The sequence below is a fragment of the Pseudorhodoplanes sp. genome (assembly GCF_035565795.1).
GTDB lineage: Bacteria > Pseudomonadota > Alphaproteobacteria > Rhizobiales > Xanthobacteraceae > Pseudorhodoplanes.
This window is the reverse complement of the sequence record NZ_DATMRV010000234.1, coordinates 1-19,756: the sequence shown is the minus strand read 5'-3', so window position 1 is coordinate 19,756 and position 19,756 is coordinate 1. Positions and strand designations below refer to the sequence as shown.

Below are 19,756 nucleotides of genomic sequence, written 5' to 3'. Positions count from 1 at the left end.
ATTAACGAGCGCGCCGCTACGGTCCGTTCCGGCCGCCCATGACGGCCGCAGGCGTCTCGGCAGGAGCTGGTGCCTGTCGCATCGCTGCCGGGGGGAATGCGCCGCGTGACCGATCTGTTCGTCAGGAAATCCTTCACCGACCTGAAACGGGAGGCGGAGAGCGAGAGCCGTTCCGCACTCCGGCGCACGCTGTCCGCGTCAAGCCTCGTCGCGCTCGGCATCGGCTGCATCATCGGCGCCGGCATCTTCGTCCTGACCGGCAATGCCGCCGCGACCAATGCGGGGCCTGCGGTCTCGCTGTCATTCCTGCTCAGCGCGCTGGTCTGCGCGCTTGCCGGACTCTGCTATGCCGAGATGGCGGCCAGCGTCCCGGTCGCGGGCAGCGCCTATACCTATTCATACGCCACGCTCGGCGAGTTCGTCGCCTGGATCATCGGCTGGGATCTGATCCTGGAATATGCGTTCGGCGCAACGGCCGTCGCCATCGGCTGGTCCGGCTATGTCGTGAGCTTCCTGAGCGACGTCGGACTGCCGATCTCGCCGCGGCTCGCGTCCTCACCGCTGGCCTATGACGCGACGACCGGCGTCTGGTCCTTGACCGGCGCGCTGGTGAACCTGCCGGCCATGCTGATCATCGCCGCCATGACGGCCCTGCTGATCGTCGGCACCAACGAATCCTCCCGCGTCAACAACATCATCGTCGCGATCAAGGTGACGATCGTGGTCCTGTTCATCGTCGCTGGCGCGTTCTATTTCGACACCAGCAACTGGGTCACCGCGGCCAATCCCAAGGGCGATTTCATTCCGCCGAACGAAGGCTCCGGCGTGTTCGGCTGGAGCGGCGTGCTGCGGGGCGCGGCGATCGTTTTCTTCGCCTATATCGGTTTCGACGCCGTCTCGACCGCGGCGCAGGAGGCGAAGAACCCGCGCCGGGACATGCCGATCGGCATCCTCGGCTCGCTTCTCATCTGCGGCGTTCTGTACGTCCTCGTGAGCATGGTGCTCACCGGCATCGTCCCCTATGACCGGCTGAACGTCGCCGATCCGATTGCCGTCGGCATCGACGCGACGGGGCTGACCTGGCTCGAGCCGCTGGTGAAGCTGGGCGCGGTGCTCGGCCTGACTTCGGCGATCCTTGTGCTGCTGCTCGGCCAGGCGCGCATCTTCTTCTCGATGTCGCGCGACAGACTGTTGCCGGCATGGGGCGCACGGATTCATCCGCGCTTTCGCACCCCCTATGTGAGTTCGCTGCTGATCGCAGCCGTCGTCATGGTTTTCGCGGGCACGTTGCCGATCAACATGGTCGCGCAGCTGGTTTCGATCGGCACACTGATGGCGTTCGCCATCGTCTGCATCGGCGTGCTGGTGCTGCGCGTGCGGCAGCCGGACATGCCGCGCTCGTTCAAGGCACCGGCCATCTGGCTCGTGGCGCCCGCCGGCGCTCTGTCCGCCATCCTGCTCATGCTGGGTCTGCCGGGCGACACCTGGCTGCGCCTCGTGATCTGGGCCGCGATCGGGCTGTGCATCTATTTCTTCTACGGCGTCCGCAACAGCCGAGCCCGCGCGGCCGCGATACCTGCCGACGCCGGCGGCGCCGCCGGCAGCCCGGCGCGATCAGGCATCTGATCGCGCCGTCGCGGCGAAGCGCTACTCGATCTTGATGTCGAGCTTCTTCATCAGCGCTTCGTACTTCGCGATATCGGCGTTGTAAAAAGCGCCCCATTCCTCCGGCGTGCCGGCGCCATTCTCGGCGCCGAGCGTCTCCATCAGCCTGGCGAGTTCGGGCGTCGCGAGGATCGCGCGCATCTCACTGTTGAAGCGCTCGGTGATGGCGCGCGGGGTCCCGGACTTGATGGCGACGCCATGCCACTGCGCAAGGTCGAAATCGGCGAAGCCGAGTTCCTGCATGGTCGGCACGTCGGGTATCGACGGGCGCGCATGTGGGGTGTCAGGACGAAAACCCCAAGCTCTTGTTGGAACAATGGCTGAACTCCGGGCGGGCCTAACGGGCCCTGTCGGGACAGCGGGTAGCGGATTGGACCGACGATGGGAAGCGTACCGCCGGTAAAGCCGATATGCCGACGCCGACGGGATGCCGGCATCGGCGGTACTTGAACGGCAGCACCGGCGTCAGCCGGTACTCACTTCGTGAAGTCGAGCAGCTTCCAGTCCCCGTCCTTGATCTGCACCGTGATCACGGCGCGATCATCGACGCCGTAGGAATTGCCGTCGCGGAACACGTACACGCCGCTGGTGCCGACCACCTCGCGCTGCGCGCGAATTTCATCGCGCAGGGCGGCACGGAATTCCGGCGTACCCGGCTTGGCTTTTTTCAGGGCGCCTGGAATTGCGCTCGCAATGACCCGCGAGCCGTCATAGCCATAAGCGGCAACGCTGTTCCAGCTCCCCACTCCGTTCCTGGCTTCGAATTCACGAACGAAATCGGCAGACACTTTCTTGCTCGGAACGCCGTCGGGCAATTGAGAGAAAGCACCGACCGGCCCGGTCGCGGCGATCGCGCCTTCGACCGCCTTGCCGCCGAGACGCAGGAAGTCCTTCATGAAGACTCCGGGCGTGTTGTAGACAGGCCCCTTGTAGCCGCGCTCCGAAAGCGTGATGTGCGGCAGAGCGCCCGGCGTGCCCGAGCCTCCAACGAAGACAGCATCCGGCTTGGCAGCCATGATCTTGAGGATCTGGCCGGTGATGCTGGTATCGGATCGGGCGAAGCGTTCGCTCGCGACGATGGACAGTCCCTCCTTCGCGGCGACGTCCTTCAGCGCATTGAAACAGAGATCGCCGAACGGATCGCTGAAGCCGATGAACGCAACGGTCTTCACGTTCTTCTTTTTCATGTCGCGGACCAGAGCGCCAACCCACAAATTCGCGGGCGACGGGATGGTGACGAGCCATTTGGAATTGTCTGCCGCGTAGACTGCGGGTGCGAGCGAGATCAGTTGAACCTGCTCGCGCGAGGCCACGGCAGCCATGGCGAGCGCAGCAGGAGTTCCGGCGCCGCCGATCAACAGATCGACTTTTTCGTCGGTGATGAGCTTCTGCGCGTTGCGCACGGCGGCAGAAGGATCGGACGCGTCGTCGAGGAAAATGAGCTGCACCTTCTCGCCTGCGACTTCCGGCGGCATGAGCTCGATGCCCTTCTTGATCGGAATGCCAAGTGCGGAAATTGGTCCGGTCAACGGCAACACCACTCCGATCTTTACGTCAGCGGACGCGCTTCCCATGCCGATGGCGAATGCACCGGCGAGCAGACTGATCCTCACAGCAAAGTTTCGCACGCTCTCCTCCTGGCTGCTTTTGGTTGACCGCAAGCAAAGCATAGTTCAAAATCATAGACAAGTTCAATATAATGAACTTGTGGGAGGAGCCTCTTGAAAACCCAGGTTGTGCGCGTCCGGGGACCTGAAACCGAAGTTCTCGAATGCGGAAACGGTTCACCTCTTCTCTTTCTGCATTCAGGCGCCGGTCCGAATACGCATTCGACCGAATATCTTGAGCGACTCGGAGAGCGGTTCAGGGTCATCGCTCCATTCCATCCGGGTTTCGGATCGCTGCCGCGGCCGCGCTCGTTCCGCAGCGTCAGTGACATCGCCTATTTCTATCTCGACCTCATCGCACAATGGCGACTGCACGATGTCGTGCTGGTCGGGGCAGGTCTTGGAGGCTGGATCGCGAGCGAGATCGCAATCCGCACGACCGCCCCGCTATCGCGCCTCGTGCTGGTGAGCCCGTTCGGGATCAAGGTCGGCGGACGCGAGGAGCGGGATTTCGTCGACGTTCATGCCATGTCGCCCGAGCAGCGCGCCGCTCTGGAATTCAACACGCCGGCCTACGCGTCGATCGACTACAGCGGCAAGACCGACGCTGAACTCACGATTCTGGCGCGCGGACGCGAGGCGGAAGCGCATTACGGCTGGGAGCCGTACATGCACAACCCGTCACTGCGACAATGGCTGCACCGGATCAACGTGCCGGTAACGCTCCTGCGCGGAGCGGACGAGCGCGTCATCGCACGGCGCAACCATGAGGCCTATGTCGATGAAATCCCCGATTGCGAATTGCTGACGATCGATGGCGCCGGACACCATCCGCACCTCGATGCTCCCGCGGACTTCGTGACAGCGGTGATCGCCTCGGGCGCAAGCCGCAAGCCCAGTGTCGTCGCTGTCTGAAGAGGTCCCATAATGCGCGTCTATCATTTCTCGGAAATGCCCTACCCCGCCGCCTGGGAACACGCCGAGCGCGAGCCGATCCGGGTGAGCCTGCCAAACAAATATTACGATCCGAAGCTTGGCGCGGACCTGCTGAACCAGCGTCTCGACGAATACATGCTGGCGGACGAACTCGGCTTCGACCTGATGTTCAACGAACATCGATCGACGACGACCTGTGTCGTCCCGTCCTGCATCCCCACCATCGCAATGATGGCACGCCAGACGAGGAAAGCCCGCTTGCTGGCTCTTGGTGCAACCATCGGCGTTCGCCGCGACCCGATCATGGTCGCGGAGGAACTGTCCTTCATCGATGTCGTGTCGCGCGGGCGGCTCGATCTCGGCCTGCTCAAGGGCTATCCGGCCGAGATCGCCCCCTCGAACATGAACCCCGCGGGCGTGAATTCCCGTTACTGGGAAGCGCACGACCTGATCGTCAAGGCAATGTCCAACCGCGAAGGCCCCTTCAACTGGGAGGGCGAGCACTTCCACTATCGCCAGGTCAATATCTTGCCGCGCCCCTACCAGGAGCCGCACCCGCCGATCTGGGTCAGCTGCTTCTCGCCATTCAGTGCGGTTGAAGTGGCGGATCGCGGCTATGTCTGCGCCGCCAGCCTCGACTTCAACATGACCGTCGGCATCTTCAACGCCTACCGCAAGCGCTACTCCGAACTGGGCCGACCGGCGCCCGGGCTGGATCGGTTCGCCTATCTGTGCCTCGTCGCCGTCGGCAACACGGAAGAGGAAGGATACGAAAGACTGTCGAAGGTGCGCGGCTGGGTCTGGTCTTCGGGCCAGACGCCGGAACAATATCTCAACCCACCAGGCTTCAATCCGATTGCGGCGAATGTCGCGATGATGAAGCGGCATCCGAACAAATCGAGCTGGACCCACCACACGGTCGGACGCAGCGGCAATGCTTTCAATCCCTCGACAGGACCGGTTCGAAATCTGTTGGATTCGGGAATGGGATTTGCAGGAACACCTGATCAGGTCTTTGAGCAGATCCGCGAGTTTCATCAATCCGTTGGCGGTTTCGGCAGCCTTCTTGCTATGATGCAGGGCGGTGATTTGTCCCACGCGGAAACGACGGACAGCCTGCGCCTGTTCGCAAGGGACGTTCTCCCGAGACTGAAAGAGCTCGGTATCCCCGACCCGGCGCAGCGGGTCGCATAACCCAGGCGGCGGACGCGTGCAGAAAAAGGCAGCAAGAGCGCAGACAGGAACGGAATCGTCGCCGACAAAATCCGCCGACCGCGCTCTCGACGTTCTGGAATTCGTTGCACACGCTCCATCACCGCCATCTCTCCCCGAGATGTCTCAGCAGCTCGGCATCCCGCGCAGTTCGCTTTCGCTGCTGCTCGGGACGCTGGTACGGCGAGGATATCTGGAGCATATCGACCAGCGCGGCGGCTACCGGCTCGGCCTCGCGAGCGAACGCCTTGCCGTTCAGGTGACCCGATCCCGCGGCGCCGGCGAACGATTCGTCGCCGTGCTGCGCGACATCTCAGCACGTCTGAACGAGACATCGGGCTATTACGAGCGGCGCGACGATTTCATCGAATGCATCGAGACTGAACCGTGCCGCCAGGCGCTGGCTTTCAGAATGCATCAGGGTGAACGCGTCAGGCTCTACGCGAACTCCTGCGGAAAAGCCGTGCTCGCCCACATGGAGCCCGCAGAACTCAAAGACTATCTCGCGCGGACCGAACTGCGTCCCTATACCGGCGCCACGGTCTTGCGGCCGCGCGACCTGATGCAACAGCTCGACGAAATCAGGAAGACGGGTGTCTCACGATCGTTCGGAGAATATATCGCCGGCATTATCGCCGTCGCGGTGCCGCTATTCACGGACGGCAAGGTCACAAGCGCTATCAATGTGGCGCTGCCGGAAAGCCGCTATAGCGCCGAGATCGACGACATGATCGTGGAGCAGCTGCATGCATCGGCGCGCAAGCTGAATGCCGCCGCAAAAACCTGACGCGCCCTCTCACCGTCCGCCTCCGGCCGCGGCGGCCCTCGACGCCGGCCGTTCCGCCGGGTCCTGCGATTCCAGAACAGCCGTGAGGAGTTTGACTGCCTGGCGTCGGCTCTTGAGCTTCATGACGCTCTGTCCGTCGACGATAATGACGTAGCAATCTTCCTGTTTGACGATCTCGTATTGCATCCATCATGTCCAATTGCGCCTGGCAAATGCTTTTGCCGTCGCGCGGGGTCGCATGTGCGGGCCTGGACGGTTAGCGCAGTCTTAACATCGCGGCATGTTCGATTTTATTCGCGAGATATGCACAGAATTGGACAGGGATTAAACCCGTAGAAATTTTTCATAAAATGATCACGATATGGCAGCCGTCGAGGTCGGCGGGTCTGGCAATGAGGAGTTTGCGATTACAATGGCTCACCATCGTCTTGAGGCTTCGCCCGACACCGTCCACTGGGGCCATTTCGACGCAAGACTATCTCCGGCACTCACGATCGACAGCGGCGACACGGTGACGATCACCACCGTCTCGGGACTCGCCGGCATGCTGCCCGCAGCCGATTCAGGGTTCACGATCGCGCCGGCGCTGTCGGCCATTCACGGCAAGCTCGAGCCTAAACTCGGGCCGCATATCTGCACCGGTCCGGTGGTCATTCGCGACGCGAAGGCGGGCGATATACTGGAGGTGCGCATCAAGGCGGTCGAGCTTCTCGACGACTGGGGATTCAACCTGATCCTCCCCGGCGCCGGTGGACTGCCGGACGACTTCACAGAACAGCGCCTCATCTTCATCGGTCTCGACAAGCAGAAGAAGGTCGGGCGTCTGCCGTGGGGTGCCGATATTCCGCTGCGCCCGTTCTTCGGCGTGATGGGTGTTGCGCCATCGCCCACGCTGGGCACTGTCTCGTCGGTCCCGCCCGGAAGCCATGGCGGCAATATCGACAACAAGGAACTGGTGCCGGGCGCCATACTGTATCTGCCGATCCATGTCGACGGAGCACTGTTTTCGGTCGGCGACGGTCATGGTGCCCAAGGCGACGGTGAAGTCTGTCTCACTGCGATCGAAACAGGCTTGTCCGGAACCTTCGAACTGCACCTGCACAAGAGCAAGGCCGGCAGCAAGCCGCTGGAATGGCCGTATGCGGAAACCCCCACGCACCTCATTACGATGGCGTTCGATTCCGATCTCGATGTCTGCGCCTCCACTGCCCTGCGCGACATGATTGCCGCAATCTGCGCGCGCACCGGGCTCTCGCGTGAGGATGCCTATACGCTCTGCAGTCTCGCTGCGGATCTGCGTGTGACGCAGATCGTCAACGGCAACAAGGGCGTGCACGTGATGCTGGACAAGACCTATCTCAAGCGGACCTGATAACCGCCGTCCGCTGCCAGCAATTCAGCCCTGCAGCACCGGGACACCGATGATGAGCGGGTGAACCAGCAGCACGATCGCGGCATATATCACCGTACCAACAACCAGCGCGACGACATCTGCCGGCCATCCGCCATTGCGGGTGTCCGGCGTGCCCTGATCGCTGCGGCGCTTGAGCGAGATGCGGTCGAACACCGCCCACGCGAGGATCGATCCGAACAGGATGACCGAGCCGAGGTCGCCATTGGCGATCAGATGCGCGAGGGCCCAAATCTTCACACCCACCAGCATGGGGTGCTTCAGCACGCGCTTGATGTTTCCGGGAATATAGGCCGCGACGATGCAAACGATGGCGAGCCAGTTAAGTTGCAGCGCAAGATGCCGGGCCCAGACCGGCGGGTACCAGAGATTGACCCATTCATTCGCGCGGTAGCGCGCAAAACCATAGGCGATCAGGATAATACCGATGGCCGACAGGATGGAGAACGCGATCTTGTAGGGGCCTTCGCCAATCCGGGCGATCAGCCGGGCGCGCGCGTCGCGCCGTGTCACGAAGACATGCGGCACGAAAAAAACGATCAGTCCGAAAACGAGCGTGCTAAGACCCATCGGTGGCTACTTGAGTCTGTACGGAGGAATTCCAGTAAAGGCTAGCGCGACGCGGCTGGCAAGCCCGCGCTGGCGAACAGACGGCCAAGTTTTACGGGGTGGGACTCATGTTGAGGATTGCAGCGATCGCAATCGCCATGGCGACCGGCGCACTCGCGCCTGCACAGGCACAGACTTGGCCGGCCAAGACCGTTCGCATCATCGTGCCATTCGGACCGGGCTCCACGCCCGACATTGTAGCGCGTCTCCTTGGCGAGCAGTTGCAGACAAAATATCCCGCTTCCGCCTTCGTGATCGAGAACAAGACCGGGGCTAGCGGCAACACCGGAACGGATGCCGTGGCCAAGGCCGCGCCCGACGGCACGACAATCGGCGTCTCGATCGGCGGCCCGCTGGCCATCAACACGCTTCTGTTCGCGAAATTGCCCTATGACCCGCAGAAGGATATCGCCCCGATCACCCAACTCGTCACGATGCCGAGCGCACTCGCGGTGCATCCCGATCTTGGCGTCAAGTCGGTCGCGGACCTGATCGAGCTCCTGAAGAAGGAGCCGGGCAAATACAATTTCGGTTCGATAGGCAATGGTTCGCTCTCGCATCTGACGATGGAGGCGATCGCGCAGAAGAGCGGCGCGCAGATGGTGCATATTCCGTACGCGTCCTCCCCCGCCGCGATGACCGCCCTCATGCGCGGCGATGTGCATATGGCCGTGCTGCCGGCGATTTCGGTGACGCCGCATTCCGATCTCGGCAAGGTGACGATCATCGCCGTCTCGCTGCCGAAGCGATCGCCTTATCTCTCCAACATCCCGACGCTGAAAGAATCCGGCGTGGACGTCGAGGCCGACACATGGATGGGCCTGATCGCGCCGGGCGGCACGCCGCCGGCGCTGGTCTCCGCCATTCATAAGGACGTGACCGAAGCGCTGGCCGCACGCACGGTGCGCGACAAACTCGCAACGCAATACATGGAGCCGGTCGGCAACAGCCCCGCCGAGTTCCGCGCGGTTATCGACGCCGAGATCGCCCGCTGGTCGCCGGTGATCAAGGCCGGCAACGTGAAGATCAACTGACCGGCATTCCCGAGCCGTTGCTGCCGCACAACGGACTTGCGTGGGTATGGCGGCGCATGTGGGGCGGACAACTGCCGCCGCCGAAATAGCGCGGGCTATTTCCTGAAGGCGGCCTTGTAATCGTCCGGCTTGAAACCGACGAGCAGCGCCTTGCCGGTTTCGAGCACCGGACGCTTGATCATGGACGGCTGCTCCATCATCAGCTTCATCGCCTTCGTGGCCGTCAGTCCTTCCTTGTCCGCGTCGGGAAGCTTGCGGAATGTCGTGCCGGCGCGATTGAGCAGCGTCTCCCAGCCCACCTGCTTGCTCCAGCGATCGAGATGCGCCTTGTCGATGCCGGCGGTCTTGTAATCGTGGAAGGCGTAATCGACACCGGCCTTGTCGAGCCAAGCGCGCGCCTTCTTCATCGTGTCGCAGTTCTTGATGCCGTAGATCGTCACAGTCATACAGCGCACTCCAAGTTGCGCGACCTCTAGCATGTGCGCCCGCCCGCCCGAACATGGCGGACAATGGGTGTGGACAACGCCTGCTTTCGCCGGATGCACCGGATTTTCGTGTCCCGCGCCCAAGTCCGGCGAGCATCAGAATCGTGGGCATGCATACAATCTGCCCTGACGCGACACCCTGACCCATCGAATTTCCGCCTGTTTCTGGTTGACAGGAGCCGATGTTGTATACAGCCTGCCGGTCAGGAACACAGCAAACCAAAATGATGGACGCCCCCTCCCCGCAAAACGTCACTGCGCTGCTGAAGCTGCGCGAGCTCATTCTGAGTGGCGAAGTAAAGGCCGGCGAGCGGTTGTCCGAACTCGCGCTGGCGGAGCGGCTTGGTGTGTCCCGCACACCCATCCGGACAGCGATGATGCGGCTCGAGCAGGAAGGCCTCACGCATCCGATCCCGACCGGCGGTTACGCGGTGTCAGCATTCGGCGAACGTGACATCCACGCCGCCATCGAGATCCGCGGCACGCTGGAAGGGCTCGCCGCTCGGCTTGCGGCTGAACGCCGGCCGACGCCGGAGAACTTGTTAGCGCTCAAGGATTGTCTGACCGCACTCGACGACCTCGTGATCGGTCGCGGCGTCACCACCGACAATTTCTCGCGATATGTCGAACTGAACGAACGCTTTCATCAGATCATCATCGATCTTGCAGACAGCCCCGTGCTCTCGCGACAGATCGCACTCGCCGTCGCGCTGCCCTTCGCATCGGCATCGGCCTTCGTGAATGTGCAGGCAAGCCTGGCGGAAACGCGCATCCTGTTCACTGTGGCGCAGGATCATCATCGCTGTGTCGTGCGTGCGCTCGAGGATGGCGAAGGTGAGCGCGCCGAGTCGCTGATGCGCGAACACGCACGGCTTGCGCGCCGCAATCTCGAACTTGCGTTGCGCAGCCACCAGACTCGCGACCTCGTTCCGGGCTCGCCGCTGATTAGGTTCAAGACCCTTGTTGCTGTATGAGTTGGTTCTCATTTTTCAACGAAAATAACATCGGAGGAATGCAAAATGAGAAATTCGTTATTGTGCATGACGGCCTTGTCCGTCCTAGGGCTGGTTGCGCCGGCCGCCGCGCAGGACAAGCCGGTCGAATTGCGGTTCTCGCACTGGGTGCCTCCGCAGCATCCGATGCATGCCGCGGCAGTCGCATGGGCTGAATCGATCGGCAAGGCATCGAACGGCACGATCAAGGTCACGATCTACCCGTCACAGCAGCTCGGCAAGGCCTTCGACCATTACAACATGGCGCGCGACGGCATCGTCGACATCTCGCACGTCAATCCCGGCTACGAGCCCGGGCGTTTCCCGATCGTGGCTGCCGTCGAGCTGCCCTTCATCTTCAACAACTCGAAGGAAGGCAGCGCGGCGATGGACGAATGGTATCGCAAGTATGCCGACAAGGAGATGAAGGACGTCAAGTATTGCCTCATGTTCGCGCACGACCCCGGCACCTTCCACTTCACGAAGAAGAAGGTTCAGGTCCCGACCGACATGAGCGGCCTGAAATTCCGTCCGGCCAATGCGGTGATCGCGAGCTGGATGCGTTCGCTCGGCGCCACCAACGTGCAGGCTGCGGCGCCGGAAATCCGTGACGTCCTCGAAAAGGGCGTGGCGGAAGGCGCGGGCTCGCCCTGGGGTTCGGTCGGCCTGTTCGGCATCGACAAGGTGACCCAGTATCACATCGATGCGCCGATCTATGTCTCCGAGCAAGTCTGGGTGCTGAACCCGGCCACCTACGCGAAGCTGTCGCCTGCGCAGAAGAAGGTGATGGACGAGCATTGCTCGAGCGACTGGTCGCTGAAGATCGCAACGCCATGGGCCGACTACGAGTCCGGCGGCAAGGCGAAGATCAAAGCGATGCAGGGACACGACGTCTATCCCCTCACGCCCGATCAGCTCGCAGCATGGCGCAAGTCCGCAGAGCCGATCGTCGCCAACTGGGAGGCCGACGTGAAGAAGACCGGCCAGGATCCCAAGGCCGTGCTTGACGACCTGAAGAAGACGGTCGCAAAGCGTAACTCGGCCTACTAGAAGGCCTACGACAAGCCGAGGCGCGGCGAGCGGCCGCGCCTCATTTTTTCTCTCAGACTTCCTCCACCAAGAAACCTCAAAAGGCAGAGCAATGAAGCGTAGCGAAAACCGCATCCTCACCACCCATGTCGGCAGCCTCGTCCGTTCGAAGGCGGCGATCGAGGCGGTCAGGGCCAACGATCAGAAGAAACTCGATGCGGAAGTCGCCGACATTGTCGCGCGTCAGGCCAAGGCCGGCATCGACATTGTCAACGACGGGGAATACGGCAAGTCGGGCTGGGCCAACTACATCCTCGGACGCCTGAGCGGATTCGAATACCGCCCGGACAAGATGTATGAGGCGGTCTGGCTCGGCCGCGATCGCATCCGCTTCAACGACTTCATGAAGGAGCAGTTTCCGCGTGGCGCGGCCGGTTCGCCTGGCCATGCCTGCGTCGGCCCGATCACCTATACCGGGCACGAGGCCGTACGAGGCAACCTCGCCGCGCTGAAAGCCGCCACCGAAAAGACCAAGACCGAGGACGTTTTCTTCACTGCGGTGGCGCCCGCGAGCGTCGGCTACGACGCCGAGAACGAATATTACAAGAACGAAGAAGACTATGTGTTCGCGATCGCCAACGCGCTGCGCGAGGAATATCTCGAGATCATCAAGGCCGGCTTCGTGCTGCAGGTCGACGACGCCGTGCTGGCGAACATGTTTGATCATCTCACGCAGGAGAGCCCGAAGAAGTATTACGACTGGGCCGAGCTGCGCGTTGCGGCGCTGAACAAGGCGCTGGAAGGCATCCCGGAAGATCGCATCCGCTATCACATCTGCTTCGGCAGCTGGCATGTGCCGCATGTCGCCGACGCCAAGCTCTCCGACATCGCCGACCTGATGCTGAAGGTGAAGGCCGGCGCCTATTCGATCGAGGCCGCCAACGTGCGCCATGAGCACGAATGGAAACTGTGGAAGACGAAGAAGCTGCCGGCCGGCAAGATCCTGATCCCGGGCATCATCACGCACCACACCACGACGGTGGAGCATCCCGAGCTCGTCGCCGAGCGCATCGTCAATTTCGCCGGCGCGATCGGCAAGGAAAACCTGATCGCTGGCACCGATTGCGGCTTCGCTCAGGGCGAGACCACACAGCGTGTGCACCCGCAGGTGATGTGGGCGAAGTTCGAGAGCCTCGCGGAAGGCGCGCGGATGGCCAGCAAGCAGCTCTGGGGTTAACAGCCTAAGGCGCGCGTCAACCCTTGCGGTTGTCGTGCGCCTTGCGGCCGCCGCGCTCCAGCGCCTGCGGCGGTATCGTCGTCAACAGACGCCTCGACAAATCGGTGGAGCGGCGGGCGAGTTCCGCCGCTCCATCGTGCAAGTGCGCCGACTCCTTCACATCGCGAACATTGTTCTCCATGTCCTCGGCGGACCAGCCGCGGCTATGCGCGATGTAAGGAAATTGCGGAAAGTGAAAGCCAAGCTCGGCGAAAAAACCGAGCATCTGTCCGGCGACGCCCTGCACATTGTCCTGCCCGCCGACGATGATGAACGACGCCACCTTGTTGCGAATCATCACCCGGTTGCGCGTCGTCACCTGGTTCTGGATGCAGTTCAGCCGCTCCGCCATCTTGAAGTAGAGCGCACTCGCCTGCCCCCACCGGATCGGCGTCGCGATGATCATCACATCGGCCCAATGAACCAGCGCCTCGTACACGGCGTCGAGTTCGTCCTTCGGATCCATCTGCGTGATCGAGCACGGCCATGTGCAGGCCCGCGCGGCCTTTGAGTAATAGCCCTCGCAGCTGCGAAACTTCAGATCGTTCAGCTTGATCAGCCGCGTCTCGCATCCGTCTTCGGCGGCGGCCCTGAGCGCCGAGGCGAGCAGATCGTCCGATCCGGAATAACGCGGCGCCTTTGAATCCATCGCTGTCGTGGACAATCCCGCGACGCGGATGGGGCCTTCGGCGCGTACGATCGGACGCGCAAGCGGATGCGGCTCGTGCGGCGCGCGGTGACGCGCGGTGCCGGCCTTCACGTTGACCATCACGCGGCCGGCCTCGACCTTCACCGGAAAAGCGGGAACGCGATCGTCCTCGAAACCCGGTTCGCCGAGGCCGGTGACGCGGTGAAACTTCCATTGATGCCACGGGCAGACGACGTAGTCGCCGTCGAGCGTCCCCTCGCCCAGCGGACCGCCGGCATGGTTGCAGATGTTGTGTATGGCCCCGAATTGACCGTTCACGCAGGTCAGCGCGACATCGATCGTTCCCGCGCGGTGCCGCTGTACGGGCCGATTTGACAATGTCTCGGCCGAACCGAGATCGATCCACTCCTCGTCCATGGGCCCGTCCCGCTCTGCATAAGCCCTGTAATGATCGGGCTGGCACAAGCGCAATCTATGCCAATGAGGGGCCACTGCAATGCGGCGGTCGACGCCTCGCCCCCGCCGGCGCAGGCGGGCTCGTCCAGCATCTCGGCGGCAAGCAGCCGCTCGAGGCGATCCGGGTTTGCATTCCCCCGGAGCCATCGCTGCCGCCTTTTCGGGCTTCGGCCGTCGCCGCCTGGCTGATAAAGTTGCTGCACGAGTAGAAGCGGTCAGGGCCTGTGCGCCCGGGACATTGCTCGGCAAGGATCGATTTTTATCGTTCTGGAGCCAGCAATGCCGCGTTGTCCGAAGCCTTTTCCGATTTCCAGCAAGCCGTGTTCGAACGGGCGCGATCCGATCGCGCCTGCCCGAAATCTGGATCGGGTCCGCTCGCACAATAGGCAGCGCGGTCTCCGTCGGTCGGCCCTTGCTTCCCGCAACCCTGGCTATGAGCCAATCATCGTGTGGAGACTTTCATGACCCCATCCGCAATGCCTGCGACCTATGACCTGCCCGAACTCAACCGCGAAACCACGTTCGGCGGCCTCGGCACCACGAAGCATCGCGACGTGCCCCGCATCGATCTCGGCAACTTCGAAAAGCGCAAGCACGAGATCGCCGATCTGCTCTGGAATGCATCGACCGAGATCGGCTTCTTCCAGCTGGTCAATCATGGCATCCCGCAGGCGCAGATCGACGAGGCGTTCGAGATGACTGCGCGCTTCTTCGACCTGCCGCACGAGGTGAAAGCCAAGCTGCCGATGCTCAAGGGCACGAACTGGGGCTGGGAATACAAGAGCCAGGTGCGGCCCTCGACCGGCACCGCCGACAACAAGGAGAGCTACCAGATCACGGTGCCGCGCATGGCGAACCTCTGGCCGGGCGGCGACAACCTGCCGGGCTTCAAGGCCACCATGCTCGCGTTCGAACGCGCCAACTGGGCGCTTGGCATGAAGGTGCTGAGCTGCTTCGCCTACAAGCTCGGCTTCGCACCGGACTTCTTCACCGACGCACACGATCCGCAATCGCCGGAATACCAGTCGACGCTGCGGCTCCTGCATTATCTGCCGATGGTCGATGCCAAGCCGGAAGACTTCACCGGCTGGCGCGCCGGCGCTCATACCGATTACGCCTGCCTGACGCTTCTGCATCAGCGCAAGAACCAGGGCGGCCTGCAGCTCTGCCCCGGCAAGGAAGCCGACGAACTCGCCTGGACCGATGTCGAGCCCGAAGACGGCGTCGTCACGTGCAATATCGGCGACATGCTGAAGCGCTGGAGCGACGACAAGCTGCAATCCACGCTGCATCGCGTGCGCATGCCGCACGCCCATGAATATCTCGGGTCGCGCTATTCGCTGCCTTTCTTCTGCCAGGCCAATCGCGACGCCATCGTGCAGGGACCGGACAAGGTCTATCCGCCGGTGACTGCAAGCGAATTCCTGCACCAGCGGATCGCGGCGAACTTCGCGAAGATCGGGTGATCATGGGATGGAGTGCTCGCGACATGGTCGCGGGCACTCCGGTTGCGATCATTGCGAGCAAGAGGAGCCGCAGATCGATGCCGAGGACGGCGGGGGCAATTGCTGTCGCATCATCGCAGAATGCGAAGCCTTTCTCGCCGCCAATCGCGCGATGGTCGATGCGCTACTGGCGCGCATTACCTCATCTGGGGCGGAACGCGGTGGCGATGTCCTCGCCCCTGCATTCGCGATGGAAACTCTGAAACTCGCGCAGTTGATCGGCTGACCGGTTACGCAGGCGGTCGGCTGAACGCGCTCAGATATACCGGCTGCTCTGCGGTGAGCCCGCGATAGACGTGACGCGTCACCTCGTCGGCCAGAACCTGCCGATCGCCACGTTCCAATGCGTCGAGCGTCTCTTTCACGATCGTTTCCGGGCTCGATTTCGGCGTAGTGATCTCGCGCGTCATGTCGGTATCGATGAAACCGGCGTGGAGCCCGAGCACCTGCGTGCCCTGCCCTTCGAGTTCGATGCGCAGTCCGTTGGTGAAGGCCCAGGCCGCCGCTTTCGACGCGCCGTAGGTCGCAAGCAGCGGGCTGTTGATCCAGCTGGCGACAGACAGGACGTTGACGATCGCTCCGCCGCCATTTTTCGCCAGCACCGGCGCGAACGCGCGAGCCATGCGAAGTGGGCCAACGAGATTCACTTCGAAATGCTCGCGTGTATCTTCGATCGCACCGTCAGCGAGGAACGATCCGAATTTTGCAATGCCGGCATTGTTGATCAGCAGCGTCACGTCGGATGCCTGCCGGGCTGCGGCGGCCACCTCCTCATCCTTCGTGACGTCGAGCTTGATCGGCACGACTTCGGAAAGCGTGACGGAGCCGGGATCGCGCGCACCGGCATAGACCCTCGCAGCGCCGCGCTCCACCAGGGCGCGGGCGAAAGCGAGCCCGAGCCCCCGATTGGCGCCCGTCACAAGTGCGGTTGCACCAGCAATCTTCATCGTCGTCTCCTGTCCGCTTTGCCTGAAGCACGGCGTCCTTGCGCGCCACGCATGATGATCGTCACGCCGAATATATATGATGATCATCATATTTCAATCGCAGGTGCGTCGATCACGGTTGCGTCATCAGATCGGGACAAGGGACCAAGGTTATCCCACGCAGGAAACCGCAAAAAGGCACGAAAATCCTGTCGGAGCTGCGCGCCGTGTCGCGAACCGCGGGTTCGCAGGCCCGGCGTCGAGATCCTGTCCCGCGTACGGGACAGGATCGCGTCGCTTCAAACGATCGAGAACGCCCGGCGGCTTTCCGCGCGCAACCGATGTCAGCTCTTGATGAAGGCCAGAAGGTCCGCGTTGATCACATCCGCATGCGTGGTCGGCATGCCATGCGGAAAGTTCTCGTAGGTCTTCAGAATGCCGTTCTTCAGAAGCTTTGCCGATTCCGGCCCGGCAGCAACATAAGGCACGATCTGATCGTCCTTGCTGTGCATCACCAGCACCGGCACGTTGATCTTCTTCAGGTCTTCGGTGAAATCGGTCTGCGAAAAGGCGACGATGCCGTCGTAATGGGCCTTGGCGCCGCCCATCATGCCCTGGCGCCACCAGTTCCAGATCACCGGCTCCTGGGCCTTCACGCCCGGCCGATTGAAGCCGTAGAACGGTCCGGCGGGCAGATTGTAGTAAAAGTTCGAACGGCTGGCAGCAAGCTGCGCCTGCAGATCGTCGAAAACGGATTTCGGCAAACCGTTCGGATTGGCCGGCGTCTTCACCATCAGCGGCGGCACTGCGGAGATGATCGCCGCCTTGGCCACATCCTTTTCGCCACGGCGCGCCAGATAGCGGACGACCTCTCCGCCGCCGGTCGAGTGGCCGACGTGAACGGCGTTCTTCAGGTCAAGATGCGCGGTAAGCGCTGCAAGGTCATCGGCATAGTGATCCAAGTCGTGACCATCCGGGACCTGCGACGAACGGCCATGTCCACGCCGGTCATGTGCAATGACGCGGAAGCCGTTGTTCAGAAAAAACAACATCTGTGCGTCCCAGTCATCGGCAGAAAGCGGCCAGCCGTGGCTGAACACGATCGGCTGTCCCTTGCCCCAGTCCTTGTAGAAAATCTCGACACCGTCCTTGGTTGTGATCGTAGGCATGAAATTGTTTCCCTAAATTGCTTCCCGTTGCGTATGCCGTTGCGTATGTCAGTAGCCGATCCGGCATCCGGCCGAACGGGAACATAGTGCACCTCGACAAAGATGCGATCTATCCCAAGGACCAATGGTCGCGGCGATCACGAAGGAATGAAGGTCAGGATTTCCTGAGCGATCGTCGCGCGATGTTGCAATTGCAGACAAATCGGTCGCGCACACGCTGTGACGCAGTCGGACATTCGTGCGAGGCGGGCGCGCGCTCGCCAATCGAACGCAGCAAATTCGATCAATTTTCAAAAGGATCGTTCAAGCCGGATTCGACCGGTCCGTCGTCTACTCCTTCGCACAACGCAATTCGATTTGCTCGCAGGAGGCGACGAACATGCTGCACGGATATACCGTACCCCTCACCCCGCAGGGTCAGTCCGAACTCACCCCGCCGCCGCCGTGGCATTATTCCAGCGACTGCATCGCCGTCGAATACTGGGCCGATCCGGCCGCGGTTGCCGCCCTCCTCCCGCCCGGCATGGATCCGGATGTGGCCTCACAGGGACGCGCCTTCTTCTGGTTTCTCGACTGGCAATTCACCGGGTCGAATGACGAACTGACCGATCCCGCGCGTTATCAATATCGCGAGGCGTTCGTCCTGATCGAAGCGCAGCTCGACGGCAAGCCCGTCAACTTCTGTCCGTACATTTTCGTTGACAACGACTCCGCCCTCGCGCGCGGGTGGACGCAAGGGTATCCGAAGAAGCTCGGCAGCATTTTCCAGACACGCACCTTCTCCCTGCTGAATGCCGCGGCGGCCCCGCTTGCGGCCGGAAGCCGCTTTGGCGCAAGTGTCTCGGCACATGACGAACGGCTGGCGACAGCCCGCATCCAGCTCGAAGCGCCGGTTGCCAATCCCGCGACCGTGTTCAACCGGCCGACGATCATCCGGCGATATTTCCCGCAGCTTAGCGCCGGTCGCCGGGACAAGCCGGCCGTCGATGAGTTGACGCTCTCCCTGATGGACGATCTGTCCTTCGCAAATGTCTGGAGCGGCTCCGCCGAATTGACCGTTCCCGAAGTGCGCGGCGAGGACATGCACAAAATCGCGCCTCTGCGTGTCGGACGCGGCTATCGCTTCAGCATGGGGTACACGGTCACCGACCTCCCGATCCTGAAAGACTATCTCGCCTGATGTCAGCCGACCCGGCGGCACAGACCGCCGGGTCGCTGTTCATGCTTCGGGAAACATCCGATGCCGCTTTACACGGTGACGACGCAATCCGGTGTTCTCAATGCAAAGGGCAAGGCGGAGCTGGCGCAGCAACTGACAAGCCTGCATTCCGGCTATGCCGGCGTGCCTAGAAACTGGGTGCATGTGATCTTTCAGGATTACGCGGCCGGAAGCGGATTCACCGCGGGTTTGCAGGCCGCGCCCGCAGCGCTCACGCTCGTCATCCGCGACGGGCGATCCGCGGATTACAAACGCGAATTGCTGAAACGCCTGTGGTCATTGCTGCAGGCTGCGACGGGCGCTGCCGACGACCAGATCGTCATCGGCATCCAGGAGCTTCCGGCGAGTCAGGCAATGGAGATGGCCGCGATCATGCCGGATGTGAATCGCGAGCCTCCGTCACAGCCGGCATGAGTCTATCTGGCCGTCCATCTTGCCGCGATGACGGCAGCGATCGTTCCGACAATCAGCGCGGCGACCGGTCCCATGAGGAAAATCGCGCCCATCGCGCCGCCGCCGTCACGATCGAACAGGCCGAAGTAATTCGTGGCGACGATGTACCAGACGATCGGGATCGCCTCGCCGACGATCAGACCCGCGAGGAAAGCGAGAATGATTTTTAGGAAGCGCATCCGGCGTGCCGTCCCTTTCAGGTTAACGAAAGCTTGCTAGGAGCAAGCTGATTAAACGGTCTGGCGCATCTGCAATGCTTACACATTGTTGCTATCCAGGACCGCGATGGCGACGCAACCGCAACCCTATCCCGGTGAAAATGCCAGTGCCGAGCAA

At 62.2% G+C, this 19,756-nt stretch carries 22 protein-coding genes; 13 read left to right on the top strand and 9 right to left on the bottom strand.

Annotated features, from left to right (window positions below; translation table 11 throughout):
• Nucleotides 1–96: 96 nt before the first annotated feature.
• Entirely contained in the window at nt 97–1,626 is a 1,530-nt protein-coding gene (locus VNZ93_RS20900; RefSeq protein WP_414710146.1) for an amino acid permease, read from the top strand.
• A gap of 21 nt (nt 1,627–1,647) precedes the next feature.
• On the opposite strand, the gene VNZ93_RS20895 is transcribed toward VNZ93_RS20900, so the two are convergent.
• On the bottom strand, nt 1,648–1,917 hold the full coding sequence (locus VNZ93_RS20895) for a hypothetical protein (RefSeq protein ID WP_414710145.1): 270 nt from the start codon (nt 1,915–1,917) through the stop codon (nt 1,648–1,650).
• A 224-nt stretch (nt 1,918–2,141) separates the two neighbouring features.
• Nucleotides 2,142–3,293, bottom strand: a complete 1,152-nt coding sequence (locus VNZ93_RS20890) for an ABC transporter substrate-binding protein (RefSeq protein ID WP_325709789.1) — start codon at nt 3,291–3,293, stop codon at nt 2,142–2,144.
• A gap of 93 nt (nt 3,294–3,386) precedes the next feature.
• Between VNZ93_RS20890 and VNZ93_RS20885 the strand changes: the two genes are divergently transcribed.
• From VNZ93_RS20885 to VNZ93_RS20875, 3 genes are read left to right on the top strand one after another with little or no spacing between them, the layout of a single operon-like run.
• Nucleotides 3,387–4,187 (top strand): alpha/beta hydrolase, encoded by an 801-nt coding sequence (locus VNZ93_RS20885; protein WP_325709786.1) that lies wholly within the window; start codon nt 3,387–3,389, stop codon nt 4,185–4,187.
• Nucleotides 4,188–4,199: 12 nt separating this feature from the next.
• Nucleotides 4,200–5,402 (top strand): LLM class flavin-dependent oxidoreductase, encoded by a 1,203-nt coding sequence (locus VNZ93_RS20880; protein WP_325709781.1) that lies wholly within the window; start codon nt 4,200–4,202, stop codon nt 5,400–5,402.
• Nucleotides 5,403–5,418: 16 nt separating this feature from the next.
• Nucleotides 5,419–6,207, top strand: coding sequence for an IclR family transcriptional regulator (locus VNZ93_RS20875; RefSeq protein ID WP_325709778.1), 789 nt, complete (start codon nt 5,419–5,421; stop codon nt 6,205–6,207).
• A gap of 9 nt (nt 6,208–6,216) precedes the next feature.
• Here the strand turns inward: VNZ93_RS20875 and VNZ93_RS20870 are convergent, their stop codons facing one another.
• Nucleotides 6,217–6,393: a hypothetical protein gene (locus VNZ93_RS20870; protein WP_325709775.1), complete on the bottom strand. Its 177-nt coding sequence runs from the start codon at nt 6,391–6,393 to the stop codon at nt 6,217–6,219.
• A 226-nt stretch (nt 6,394–6,619) separates the two neighbouring features.
• Here VNZ93_RS20870 and VNZ93_RS20865 point away from each other — a divergent pair, with 226 nt between their 5' ends.
• A complete protein-coding gene (locus tag VNZ93_RS20865; RefSeq protein ID WP_325709794.1) occupies nt 6,620–7,579 on the top strand; it encodes an acetamidase/formamidase family protein in 960 nt (319 codons plus the stop codon).
• A gap of 24 nt (nt 7,580–7,603) precedes the next feature.
• Here VNZ93_RS20865 and VNZ93_RS20860 read toward each other — a convergent pair whose 3' ends face one another.
• Nucleotides 7,604–8,188 (bottom strand): NnrU family protein, encoded by a 585-nt coding sequence (locus VNZ93_RS20860; protein ID WP_325709772.1) that lies wholly within the window; start codon nt 8,186–8,188, stop codon nt 7,604–7,606.
• Between the two features lie 107 nt (nt 8,189–8,295).
• Here VNZ93_RS20860 and VNZ93_RS20855 point away from each other — a divergent pair, with 107 nt between their 5' ends.
• A complete protein-coding gene (locus VNZ93_RS20855) occupies nt 8,296–9,261 on the top strand; it encodes a tripartite tricarboxylate transporter substrate binding protein (RefSeq protein ID WP_325709770.1) in 966 nt (321 codons plus the stop codon).
• A gap of 95 nt (nt 9,262–9,356) precedes the next feature.
• On the opposite strand, the gene VNZ93_RS20850 is transcribed toward VNZ93_RS20855, so the two are convergent.
• Entirely contained in the window at nt 9,357–9,707 is a 351-nt protein-coding gene (locus VNZ93_RS20850) for an ArsC family reductase (protein WP_325709767.1), read from the bottom strand.
• Nucleotides 9,708–9,970: 263 nt separating this feature from the next.
• On the opposite strand from VNZ93_RS20850, the gene VNZ93_RS20845 reads away from it, so the two are divergent.
• The 3 genes from VNZ93_RS20845 to VNZ93_RS20835 all read left to right on the top strand — a co-directional run bounded on the left by VNZ93_RS20845 (nt 9,971) and on the right by VNZ93_RS20835 (nt 13,004).
• Nucleotides 9,971–10,720, top strand: coding sequence for a GntR family transcriptional regulator (locus tag VNZ93_RS20845; protein ID WP_325709765.1), 750 nt, complete (start codon nt 9,971–9,973; stop codon nt 10,718–10,720).
• A 45-nt stretch (nt 10,721–10,765) separates the two neighbouring features.
• On the top strand, nt 10,766–11,788 hold the full coding sequence (locus VNZ93_RS20840) for a TRAP transporter substrate-binding protein (protein ID WP_325709762.1): 1,023 nt from the start codon (nt 10,766–10,768) through the stop codon (nt 11,786–11,788).
• Between the two features lie 91 nt (nt 11,789–11,879).
• Nucleotides 11,880–13,004 carry a cobalamin-independent methionine synthase II family protein gene (locus VNZ93_RS20835; RefSeq protein WP_325709760.1) on the top strand — a complete coding sequence of 375 codons (1,125 nt, stop codon included), beginning with the start codon at nt 11,880–11,882 and terminating at the stop codon, nt 13,002–13,004.
• Between the two features lie 16 nt (nt 13,005–13,020).
• Here VNZ93_RS20835 and VNZ93_RS20830 read toward each other — a convergent pair whose 3' ends face one another.
• A complete protein-coding gene (locus VNZ93_RS20830) occupies nt 13,021–14,109 on the bottom strand; it encodes a Rieske 2Fe-2S domain-containing protein (protein WP_325709757.1) in 1,089 nt (362 codons plus the stop codon).
• A 500-nt stretch (nt 14,110–14,609) separates the two neighbouring features.
• Between VNZ93_RS20830 and VNZ93_RS20825 the strand changes: the two genes are divergently transcribed.
• A complete protein-coding gene (locus VNZ93_RS20825; RefSeq protein WP_325709754.1) occupies nt 14,610–15,614 on the top strand; it encodes an isopenicillin N synthase family dioxygenase in 1,005 nt (334 codons plus the stop codon).
• Between the two features lie 7 nt (nt 15,615–15,621).
• Nucleotides 15,622–15,879: a hypothetical protein gene (locus VNZ93_RS20820; protein WP_325709752.1), complete on the top strand. Its 258-nt coding sequence runs from the start codon at nt 15,622–15,624 to the stop codon at nt 15,877–15,879.
• A gap of 4 nt (nt 15,880–15,883) precedes the next feature.
• Here the strand turns inward: VNZ93_RS20820 and VNZ93_RS20815 are convergent, their stop codons facing one another.
• A complete protein-coding gene (locus VNZ93_RS20815; protein ID WP_325709749.1) occupies nt 15,884–16,600 on the bottom strand; it encodes an SDR family oxidoreductase in 717 nt (238 codons plus the stop codon).
• 323 nt (nt 16,601–16,923) lie between these two features.
• Nucleotides 16,924–17,748: an alpha/beta hydrolase gene (locus tag VNZ93_RS20810; protein ID WP_325709746.1), complete on the bottom strand. Its 825-nt coding sequence runs from the start codon at nt 17,746–17,748 to the stop codon at nt 16,924–16,926.
• A 379-nt stretch (nt 17,749–18,127) separates the two neighbouring features.
• On the opposite strand from VNZ93_RS20810, the gene VNZ93_RS20805 reads away from it, so the two are divergent.
• Together VNZ93_RS20805 and VNZ93_RS20800 are read left to right on the top strand one after the other, a co-directional pair.
• On the top strand, nt 18,128–18,928 hold the full coding sequence (locus VNZ93_RS20805) for an acetoacetate decarboxylase family protein (protein ID WP_325709743.1): 801 nt from the start codon (nt 18,128–18,130) through the stop codon (nt 18,926–18,928).
• 60 nt (nt 18,929–18,988) lie between these two features.
• Nucleotides 18,989–19,381 (top strand): tautomerase family protein, encoded by a 393-nt coding sequence (locus tag VNZ93_RS20800; protein WP_325709740.1) that lies wholly within the window; start codon nt 18,989–18,991, stop codon nt 19,379–19,381.
• Nucleotides 19,382–19,383: 2 nt separating this feature from the next.
• On the opposite strand, the gene VNZ93_RS20795 is transcribed toward VNZ93_RS20800, so the two are convergent.
• Nucleotides 19,384–19,599 (bottom strand): hypothetical protein, encoded by a 216-nt coding sequence (locus VNZ93_RS20795; protein WP_325709737.1) that lies wholly within the window; start codon nt 19,597–19,599, stop codon nt 19,384–19,386.
• Between the last annotated feature and the right edge of the window lie 157 nt (nt 19,600–19,756).

What these genes read in the sequence shown, in the direction of transcription:
- VNZ93_RS20900 (WP_414710146.1), top strand. Translation starts at nt 97, where the DNA reads ATGCGCCGCGTGACCGATCTGTTCGTCAGGAAATCCTTCACCGACCTG.
- VNZ93_RS20880 (WP_325709781.1), top strand. Translation starts at nt 4,200, where the DNA reads ATGCGCGTCTATCATTTCTCGGAAATGCCCTACCCCGCCGCCTGGGAA.
- VNZ93_RS20870 (WP_325709775.1), bottom strand. Translation starts at nt 6,393, where the DNA reads ATGCAATACGAGATCGTCAAACAGGAAGATTGCTACGTCATTATCGTC.
- VNZ93_RS20865 (WP_325709794.1), top strand. Translation starts at nt 6,620, where the DNA reads ATGGCTCACCATCGTCTTGAGGCTTCGCCCGACACCGTCCACTGGGGC.
- VNZ93_RS20860 (WP_325709772.1), bottom strand. Translation starts at nt 8,188, where the DNA reads ATGGGTCTTAGCACGCTCGTTTTCGGACTGATCGTTTTTTTCGTGCCG.
- VNZ93_RS20855 (WP_325709770.1), top strand. Translation starts at nt 8,296, where the DNA reads ATGTTGAGGATTGCAGCGATCGCAATCGCCATGGCGACCGGCGCACTC.
- VNZ93_RS20850 (WP_325709767.1), bottom strand. Translation starts at nt 9,707, where the DNA reads ATGACTGTGACGATCTACGGCATCAAGAACTGCGACACGATGAAGAAG.
- VNZ93_RS20845 (WP_325709765.1), top strand. Translation starts at nt 9,971, where the DNA reads ATGATGGACGCCCCCTCCCCGCAAAACGTCACTGCGCTGCTGAAGCTG.
- VNZ93_RS20840 (WP_325709762.1), top strand. Translation starts at nt 10,766, where the DNA reads ATGAGAAATTCGTTATTGTGCATGACGGCCTTGTCCGTCCTAGGGCTG.
- VNZ93_RS20835 (WP_325709760.1), top strand. Translation starts at nt 11,880, where the DNA reads ATGAAGCGTAGCGAAAACCGCATCCTCACCACCCATGTCGGCAGCCTC.
- VNZ93_RS20830 (WP_325709757.1), bottom strand. Translation starts at nt 14,109, where the DNA reads ATGGACGAGGAGTGGATCGATCTCGGTTCGGCCGAGACATTGTCAAAT.
- VNZ93_RS20825 (WP_325709754.1), top strand. Translation starts at nt 14,610, where the DNA reads ATGACCCCATCCGCAATGCCTGCGACCTATGACCTGCCCGAACTCAAC.
- VNZ93_RS20820 (WP_325709752.1), top strand. Translation starts at nt 15,622, where the DNA reads ATGGAGTGCTCGCGACATGGTCGCGGGCACTCCGGTTGCGATCATTGC.
- VNZ93_RS20815 (WP_325709749.1), bottom strand. Translation starts at nt 16,600, where the DNA reads ATGAAGATTGCTGGTGCAACCGCACTTGTGACGGGCGCCAATCGGGGG.
- VNZ93_RS20810 (WP_325709746.1), bottom strand. Translation starts at nt 17,748, where the DNA reads ATGCCTACGATCACAACCAAGGACGGTGTCGAGATTTTCTACAAGGAC.
- VNZ93_RS20805 (WP_325709743.1), top strand. Translation starts at nt 18,128, where the DNA reads ATGCTGCACGGATATACCGTACCCCTCACCCCGCAGGGTCAGTCCGAA.
- VNZ93_RS20800 (WP_325709740.1), top strand. Translation starts at nt 18,989, where the DNA reads ATGCCGCTTTACACGGTGACGACGCAATCCGGTGTTCTCAATGCAAAG.
- VNZ93_RS20795 (WP_325709737.1), bottom strand. Translation starts at nt 19,599, where the DNA reads ATGCGCTTCCTAAAAATCATTCTCGCTTTCCTCGCGGGTCTGATCGTC.